Source organism: Nostoc sp. NOS(2021) (assembly GCF_017115025.1).
In the GTDB taxonomy this organism is placed as follows: domain Bacteria; phylum Cyanobacteriota; class Cyanobacteriia; order Cyanobacteriales; family Nostocaceae; genus Nostoc.
Map to the genome: position 1 here is coordinate 1 of NZ_JABXKM010000048.1, position 7,630 is coordinate 7,630.

Here is a 7,630-nt window from a genome sequence, read left to right on the forward strand (position 1 = left end):
CCACGAAAATGTTGGGTTTCGTTCCTCCACCCAACCTACGCAGATGAAGGGTTTTTGGCGCTAACACCAAGCGTATTGCTATAGAAAGTAATTGACATTTTTCCAACTAAGTTGGTAGTCTTAACCTTGAGGAGAAAATACCCAAAAACTTGGAGATTTTAGCAAACAGATGAAAAAATATTTTTTGACAGGTTCTTTGGCAGCTTGTGCCTTTAGTGTTCTGATACCAAATCAAGCTTTTGCCGCTAATCTCAACTTATATGCAGCAGGTAGTTTAAGAAATGCACTAACGGAAGTAAGCCAAAACTTCACCCAAGAAACAGGAATAGAAACGAATACAGTATTTGGGCCATCAGGGATTAGAGAGCAAGCAATAGAAACAGAACTCCAACTTGGACAGCCGACTGCTGATGTCTTTGCTAGTGCAGATATTGGAAATCCCCAAAAACTCTACATTAAGGGGTTGAGCAGTCAGCCAGTGGAATTTACTCAAAATCAGATTGTAGCGGTATTTTCCTCAAAGTATTCCCAGACAAAAATTACACCAAATCAGGTGTTAGATTACTTCTAAATCCCAACATCAAGTTGGCAACCTCAACACCTGTATCAGATCCTCTTGGAGACTACACTCAACAGATATTTACTCAAGCTAATTCAAAAAATCCTGGTAGTTTTGATACCCTCAATAGTAAAGCCTTGCGATTAACAGGTGGAAGGAATTCGCCAATAGTCCCATCAGGACAGGACAGCTTAGTGTATTTTCTAGACAACACTAAGCAAGCAGATGTTTTCTTAACTTACTATACTGGCGCGATCGCATCGCAAAAAATTGATCCGAGTCTGCAAGTAGTTGGGCTACCAGATTATTTGTCTGTTGCAGCGCCATTTGGTTTAACAGTTATCAAAAATGCTGACCCGAATGCACAGAAACTAGCAGATTATATTTTGTCACCGAAAGGACAGCAAATTTTGGATAAGTATGGCTTTACTAGCCCCACCAAATCAGTACCCGAACCCAACTATGTTTGCGGACTATTACTAACTGCGACTCTGGGTTTAGCACTCAAGAAAAAGTTGGCAGATCCAAAGCAAAAGATACAAGTTTAAAATCTTAGATAAACTGAATCAAAATTGCAGCGATAGGTAAATAATTGTCGCTGCCAACAACCATTTGTGATCTTATCTTAGAGTTTATTTATAGTAGTAACAGACACCGCAATTTCAAAATAAAAATGTCAGTTTTTTACCTGGAACTCTACAGGTGTTATTTTCCAAGCGCTTGTCTTTAATCTAAACTCCAGTTAAAACTTCATCACTCAAAACGTCAAAAAATCAAAGCGATGTCTGACGACAAGCGGCTGTGTGTCTACGCAACAGAATTTTAAATCGATAATATAGAGAGAAAGCGATCCTCAAACTAACACAGGACTTACGCACTAAAAACTTAAAACCTCGATCCCCCCTAACCCCCCTTAAAAAGGGGGGAATCTAAAGAGTCAACTTTTTAAGGGGGTTGGGGGATCTCTTGTGCGTAATATCATGTCCGGTTAAACACTTGTCATTGCGAACGAAGCGTTAGCGTAGTGAAGCAATCCCAAAACCTTTGCGATTGCTTCGCTTCACTTCGTTGCGCTCGCAATGACATATCGTAAGTGATTTAGCGGACATGATATAAGTCCTATAACAATAAAGCGATCGCCTTTACCCCAACGTCAACACTGTTGCTGGAAAATCTGCCACTAGTCGTTTTGTCTGTAACCAACGCACACCCAAAAGAATGTTATCCAGATCATCTCCACCGAGAACTTCCATAGTGAACTCTTCTCCATCTAAAAGCATAGTTCCCTGATAAAGATTAAACCGTGCTTCTCCCCATGCTGTTTGCATATCTCGTTGTTCATTTATGTTAAGAATCCACCTAAACTCAGAGCATCTTGGTTATCAAGTGCTAGCCAACCAGTGAATCCCGTATCTAGAAGTGCATTAACTGGCATAACATCTTCATCAGATGTAACCAAACCAATTTCAAAGATTAACTCACCTTGACTATTAAATTCTCCAAAAATCATATTCTGCCACAAGTTCCTCTCTCATTGAGGCGCATGATGAGGCGCATTTTATCAGAATATTTTTCACGAGCCTTTGTTCTAGCAACATCCTCATTTGAATCTATAAAATAGTCTCCACTATCAGGCTCAATGACTATGAACCAATCATAGTGTTCTTTGATTAACTCTGGTTTAACTCTGTCAAATACTACTCGACAACGCTGATAAAATACCTCATCTTCAGCTTTACGCCGTGCTTTTTCTTCAGGTGATAGTTGACGTTCTGGAAATACTCTTCCTCGACGCGGTGTGTGATTAGAAGATAGTTGTGTCATTTTGTTTACTATCTGCTAAATAGTAGGAGTTTACTTTTTATATGTTGATTATATCTGAAGCGATCGCCTTTGTTGGTCACGTTTACACTCAGTTGCATTAGTGTGATTTCTGATTCTTGCCTTTTGAAGTTCATCATTCTAACTCAGAACTCGAAACTTCGTGTTCTGAACGCCAAAAAATAAAAGCGATCGCTCCTTTCAACTAAAGAGCGATCGCTTCTATTTATAATGCAAAATACCGCTTAAGCAGCAACAGGTTCCAACAATTTAATGTCAGAGAAGACAAATTCCTGAATAGATACTTGTCCTGCTGTCTCGGTGCGAATCTCCCGACGATTTAGGATGAAATAGTCACCAACTTTTTCATACTCATCGGTAAATTCACTTCTACCGCCCTTTTGTTCCCCAGTTTTGGGGTCATGGTACACAGAGTCATAGGTATGGGACAAGTAGCCTGACCCGGTGTCGTGACTGCTGAAGGTGTCAATTGTCACAAAAGTACCGTGGATTAGACGATGAACATGGCAGACTTCATTATTGCGGACTTTGTATTTATCGCCCTCAGCCTTACCACCCATTAAAAGCTCAACCGCACCAGTTTCGTCAGTTTTACCATAGCTAAACGTATTGGCGCTGTGGGTGTCTTCAAAGCTGCGGCGGATGCGGTGAATTGCTATTTCCCAAGCTTGACCATGAATTGCTTGCTTGGCTGACTCGTCATCTACATCCAAAACTTCCGCTTTGAGATTGGCGTTGATGATAACTTTGCCTGTAAACACTTGATCATCATGCTTAAAGGTAATATTTGCAGTATAACCGGGGAAATTCTTCTCCCAAGTATAGCGGTTTTCATAAGCAGCCCGGAAAAGTTCCTGAGCAGAGAGTTGTGTAACTGTCATGTGCTTCTCCTAGTCGCTACTGTAAATTAGCGTTTTAGTTTTATTGGTATTAGCATAGAAGTAATTGTTGAGGCTTGGATAGTCCCCAACTGGGTACACTTATGGCTAATTCTCTCCACGCCGTATTTCATGCGATCGCCAATGTCCAGAATGAGCAAGAATTAAGACTAGCTCTCACGGATAAAATTGGTGAGCATTTTGGCGTTCAAAATTGGGGTATTTATTTCCTAAATGAGCAGACAACCACTGAGATTGATCTTCAGAGTATTCCGGCAGTATGTTTAGAAAGCAATCCAGTCGGGCGTTACGTGGTTGAGCGTCATGCTCCCGCCCATGAGCAGTTATTCTTATCACCAGGAGACTGGAAGCATTTTTGCTCACGTTCCGATCATGAACACGTAATGACTGGGCCAATTGTTTGCAATGGTCGTCTTGTCGGAACGTTTAACTTAGCTCGTGACAAGGGAAATCCTGCTTTTAATGGCAACGATTTAGCTGACTTGAGCGCCTTATGCATTCATTTGTCAGCAAAGATGGCGACTCTACGGACAAAACCAAAAATATCCACTTCACTGATAGTAAATCCTTTAACAGCGCGTGAGTTAGAAATTGCCGACTTGGTAGCGCAGGGGTTAACGAACGCGGAAATTGGGGAAAAACTTTGGATTACGCAAAATTCCGTCAAACAAGCTTTGAAAAGGATGTTTCGGAAGTTGAAGGTTTCGGCGCGTGCAGAAATGGTGGCAAAGCTGCAAGATATACAAGTTTCATAAATCTGTCTTTAACCACGCCCCGAAGGGGCGGGAACTCTTAATAGAAAAGACAGAATTAGCCCCGTTCGCGGTAGCATCTCCAAGAGTTGCAAGGTTTTAAGCCGTACTTCGGCCGCCAGTTGGGTTAACAAAAATACATGTCCCTCAACGCGCTCAGATATCCACTGTAAATCTGCTACACTATCTGTCAGTTGGCGCTGTCGCAAAATCTCAACTCCCGCGACTGTCGCCACTCCAGAAATTCTCTCGATATACACCAATTCTGAATGCAGTTATACAAAAAAAGTCTGCTTTGATGGGTTGATTTTGTGCGATCGCACTATTCATTTCAAGTGCGATCGCCTTTTTAACTTCATCATTCCACCTCTAAGCCTCATCGTTGAAGCTCAGAACTCGAAACTTCATGCTCAGAACTCGGAAGTTCATGCTCAGAACTCGAAACACCAAGCTCTTATCTCGGAAGTTCATGCTCAGAACTCGAAACACCAAGCTCTTATCTCGGAACTTCATGCTCAGAACTCGGAAGTTCATGCTCAGAACTCGAAACACCAAGCTTTTATCTCAATCCATCGAGTTAAGAGGCTGGGAAATCTAAACTTTGCCGAAAAGAGATCACTATTTCATTCAATGCAGCCATGTCAATTAAAAATGCATCATGTCCGTGGGTTGACTTCAGCCAGGCCAGTTGAGCATTAGGGATTAAATTTGCCAATTCTTGTTGTTCTACTGGAGGATAGAGGATGTCAGAATCAATTGCGACAACTAAAGTCGGTTGCTGGATGCTTTGCAGAATATATTCATAATCTGACAAATTAGGACTTGTGCGATCGCGTGCAACATCGTGGCGATCCATTGCGTGGGTGAGGATGATGTAAGTGTTAGCATCAAATCGTTCTGTTAGCTTTTGACCCTGATGCTGTAAATAACTGGCTATAGTAAACTGCTCAGATGCATCATACTGCCGTCCAAAGCGGATTGTAAAACTATCCCAGGAACGGTAAGTACTCATTGCCATCATCCGCGCAACTGCTAATCCTTGATTTGGGGGCGCATCCAGCGTGTAGTTCCCGGATTTCCACTTTGGATCGGCATAAATTGCCTGTCTTTGGGCTTCACTTAATCCAATACACCAAGCAGAATGTCTTCCAGAAACGGCGATAGGTGCAATTCCTTTCACTTTTTCTGGATACAATAATGCCCACTCCAGTGCTTGCATTCCACCGAGTGATCCGCCAATTACTAACCGCAGAGATTGAACACCCAGGTATTCTAGTAGTGCAGCTTGCAGGTGAACCATATCTCGGATTGTAATCTTAGGGAAGGATACACCATAAGGGTTTCCCGTTATTGGGTTGATAGTAGTTGGCCCAGTTGTGCCGTAACAACTTCCTAAGATGTTGCTGCATAAAATAAAATCGCGTTCTGGGTTGAAGGCTTTCCCTGAACCAAACAAAGGTTCCCACCAATCATCTGCGTCAGCCGAACCAGTCAAGGCATGACAAATCAGTACCCCATTATTGCCTTGAGCATTTAACTGTCCCCAGGTGCGATAAGCAATCTGAACCCCAGTTAATGTTTCGCCACATTCAAGTTGAAATGGCACCGTAAGCTGGTAAAACTGGGTTTGCGGTGAGATGAAGTTTGAGTAGATCATAAGCTAATCGGCATTGAAGTTGCATAATTAGGGCGGGCAAGATGCCCACCCCACAAGATATTTAGAAAATTGCAATATGCAAGATGTGTTTTAGCTTATCTAGGAGTGGGGAGTGGGGGAGCAGGGGAGTAAGAATTTTAGATTTTAGATTTTAGATTTTAGATTTTGGATTAAAGAATTGAAATTTAATCCAAAAGACGCTCTTTACGAGACCAAGGCGTAGCTTGCTTCCACGAAGTGGTACGCGGACTCGCTCTCCGTGGCGCTATCGTCAATCCCTTCGGGTTCAGCAGTCACTCATGGGGGAAACCCCCAAGACCGCGCTGCTTCACCAAAATCTAAAATTGAATTGCCCAATGCCCCATGCCCAATTTATTGAAAACTAAATCCTAACTTGCTGGAATGCCTGCTCAAAATCCTCTTTAATATCGTCGATATGTTCAATTCCCACTGATACCCGCACCAAATCGGGTGTCACTCCTGCTGAAAGTTGTTCGTCATCACTTAGCTGTTGATGGGTTGTGGAAGCGGGATGAATAACGAGGGTTTTAGCATCACCAACATTTGCTAAATGACTCGCCAATTTCACATGATTAATAAAAGCTTTACCTGCTTCTAGTCCACCTTTGATGCCAAAGTTTAAAACTCCCCCAAAGCCATGCCGGAGATATTTCTTCGCTCGTTCATGAGCAGGGTGATTAGGAAGTCCCGGATAATTAACCCATAATACTTGTTCTTGCTGCTCTAACCACTGAGCCAATTCTAGGGCATTGCTCACATGCCGATCTACACGTAGGGAGAGTGTCTCTAATCCTTGCAGTAAAAGAAAGGCGTTAAATGGACTCAAGGACGGGCCAAAATCTCGTAACCCTTCTACCCTGGCGCGAATAATAAAGGCAATGTTGCCAAATGATCCACTAGGGCCAAACACTTCTTGGAAATTCAGCCCATGATAACCGGGTGATGGCTCAGTAAACAGGGGAAATTTGCCGTTACCCCAGTCAAATTTACCAGAATCGACAATTACGCCACCAATAGAAGTACCATGCCCACCAATCCATTTAGTTGCAGATTCCACTACAATGTCTGCACCATATTCAATGGGTCGAGCTAGATACCCACCAGCACCGAAGGTATTATCCACAATTAAAGGAATGCCGTTTTCGTGGGCAATCTCAGCTAAAGCCGCAAAGTCGGGAATGTTGAATTGAGGATTGCCAATGGTTTCAACATATAGGGCTTTGGTGCGATCGTCGATCGCCTGACGGAAACTTTCTGGCTCATCTCCCTCGACAAACTTGACGTTAATACCCAATCGTGGTAGAGCTACTTTAAATTGGTTATATGTTCCGCCATACAGAAAACTAGTGGAAACAATATTATCCCCAGCCTGAGCTATAGTACTGATTGCCAAGAATTGCGCCGCCTGACCACTAGCGGTTGCTAATGCTGCTACACCCCCTTCTAAGGCAGCAATCCGCTTTTCAAATACATCCGTCGTCGGGTTCATGATCCGGGTGTAAATGTTACCAAATTCCTGGAGAGCAAACAACCGCGCTCCGTGGTCGGCGTCATCAAAAACGTAAGAAGTCGTTTGGTAAATTGGTACAGCGCGGGCATTAGTTCCGGGAGCCGGCTCTTGTCCAGCATGAACTTGCAGGGTTTCAAAACGATATTGTTCAGACATAAGCAGTTATTTGAGTTTCCAATTATACAAACAAGTAATAATACTAGTTGAGCGTTGTGGCGGCAATTTCTCCTTTGTTAGGGGAACTCAAGAGGCGAATTTAAAATTGCATAAATGTTCAACTCGCCTCAGTTAAGTACTTGAAAATTTCAACCAATCTATTCTGTGTCTGGACTTATAGCAACGGACAAGAAGGTTAGGACATTAACTGATGATAAAACCTATATACAAACA

10 protein-coding genes are annotated in these 7,630 nt (G+C 42.6%); 3 read left to right on the forward strand and 7 right to left on the reverse strand.

Features of this window, described 5'->3' with window-relative positions; all coding sequences use genetic code 11:
- Positions 1–169 precede the first annotated feature (169 nt).
- Together HWQ41_RS05495 and HWQ41_RS05500 are read left to right on the forward strand one after the other, a co-directional pair.
- Positions 170–571, forward strand: a complete 402-nt coding sequence (locus HWQ41_RS05495) for a substrate-binding domain-containing protein (RefSeq protein WP_292760525.1) — start codon at positions 170–172, stop codon at positions 569–571.
- A gap of 14 nt (positions 572–585) precedes the next feature.
- The gene (locus HWQ41_RS05500) at positions 586–1,107 is read left to right on the forward strand and encodes a substrate-binding domain-containing protein (protein ID WP_292760527.1); all 522 of its coding nucleotides are present in this window, start codon (positions 586–588) and stop codon (positions 1,105–1,107) included.
- A gap of 594 nt (positions 1,108–1,701) precedes the next feature.
- Here HWQ41_RS05500 and HWQ41_RS05505 read toward each other — a convergent pair.
- The 4 genes from HWQ41_RS05505 to HWQ41_RS05520 all read right to left on the reverse strand — a co-directional run bounded on the left by HWQ41_RS05505 (position 1,702) and on the right by HWQ41_RS05520 (position 3,282).
- Positions 1,702–1,887, reverse strand: a complete 186-nt coding sequence (locus HWQ41_RS05505) for a hypothetical protein (protein ID WP_292760529.1) — start codon at positions 1,885–1,887, stop codon at positions 1,702–1,704.
- A gap of 14 nt (positions 1,888–1,901) precedes the next feature.
- Positions 1,902–2,081, reverse strand: a complete 180-nt coding sequence (locus HWQ41_RS05510; RefSeq protein ID WP_292760531.1) for a hypothetical protein — start codon at positions 2,079–2,081, stop codon at positions 1,902–1,904.
- The gene (locus HWQ41_RS05515) at positions 2,066–2,383 is read right to left on the reverse strand and encodes a hypothetical protein (protein ID WP_292760533.1); all 318 of its coding nucleotides are present in this window, start codon (positions 2,381–2,383) and stop codon (positions 2,066–2,068) included. The genes HWQ41_RS05510 and HWQ41_RS05515 overlap by 16 nt, the downstream gene beginning before the upstream one ends.
- A 242-nt stretch (positions 2,384–2,625) precedes the next feature.
- The gene (locus HWQ41_RS05520) at positions 2,626–3,282 is read right to left on the reverse strand and encodes a DUF3386 domain-containing protein (protein ID WP_292760535.1); all 657 of its coding nucleotides are present in this window, start codon (positions 3,280–3,282) and stop codon (positions 2,626–2,628) included.
- A 101-nt stretch (positions 3,283–3,383) separates the two neighbouring features.
- Here HWQ41_RS05520 and HWQ41_RS05525 point away from each other — a divergent pair, with 101 nt between their 5' ends.
- Entirely contained in the window at positions 3,384–4,055 is a 672-nt protein-coding gene (locus HWQ41_RS05525; RefSeq protein WP_292760537.1) for a LuxR C-terminal-related transcriptional regulator, read from the forward strand.
- 8 nt (positions 4,056–4,063) lie between these two features.
- Here the strand turns inward: HWQ41_RS05525 and HWQ41_RS05530 are convergent, their stop codons facing one another.
- The 3 genes from HWQ41_RS05530 to HWQ41_RS05540 form a co-directional block, all read right to left on the reverse strand.
- Positions 4,064–4,288, reverse strand: a complete 225-nt coding sequence (locus HWQ41_RS05530) for a hypothetical protein (RefSeq protein WP_292760539.1) — start codon at positions 4,286–4,288, stop codon at positions 4,064–4,066.
- Positions 4,289–4,629: 341 nt separating this feature from the next.
- Positions 4,630–5,709 carry a homoserine O-acetyltransferase gene (metX, locus tag HWQ41_RS05535; RefSeq protein WP_292760541.1) on the reverse strand — a complete coding sequence of 360 codons (1,080 nt, stop codon included), beginning with the start codon at positions 5,707–5,709 and terminating at the stop codon, positions 4,630–4,632.
- A gap of 382 nt (positions 5,710–6,091) precedes the next feature.
- Entirely contained in the window at positions 6,092–7,396 is a 1,305-nt protein-coding gene (locus HWQ41_RS05540; protein WP_292760543.1) for an O-acetylhomoserine aminocarboxypropyltransferase/cysteine synthase family protein, read from the reverse strand.
- Positions 7,397–7,630 lie beyond the last annotated feature (234 nt).